Below are 564 nucleotides of genomic sequence, written 5' to 3' on the forward strand. Positions count from 1 at the left end.
AAACAGGACATTTTAAATGAGCAGGCAATATCAAAACTTTATCAAAAAATACCTATATGGTATTTGAATAATAAAAAATGGACGTTTTTAATTAATTTGTAAGTTTAAGGCGCTTTTGTAAAATTATATTCTAATGGAAACGACAGGTTTGTAGCGTATGCTATATTGAGACGCTTGCAGTCGGATTTAGGCGTATATTGTATGGTTAAAGACATCGCTAAACAAACGCTAAGATAAAAGACCACAAGTAAAAAGAGACATATAAATTTGAACCCATATTGTTTTTAATTACAAGGAAGTTATGATGAAAAATATTCTTATGTTGTCTGCGTTGACAGGAGTTTTGACGCTCACAGGGTGCTCTACGTTAAACAACGTATTTGGCAATGACACATCAGGTATGCATGATGTGCAAGCGACGAGCAATAACACTGTACCAGTGGCGAGTAAAAACGGTATGCTGGTTGATGCAACCAATCATATGACTTTATATACTTTTGATAAAGATTCGATGAATAAATCAGAATGTGGTAGTGCTTGCTTGGTAGCTTGGCCTGCATTTAT

Annotated in this window: 1 protein-coding gene; it reads left to right on the forward strand. The window is 34.4% G+C overall.

Translation table 11 applies throughout. The features are described from left to right. Positions 1-301: 301 nt before the first annotated feature. Positions 302-564 (forward strand): COG4315 family predicted lipoprotein (locus tag ACS8FD_RS23420; protein WP_459252183.1); only part of this gene is annotated, 263 nt, incomplete at its 3' end.

Source organism: Psychrobacter sp. 1U2 (assembly GCF_051847575.1).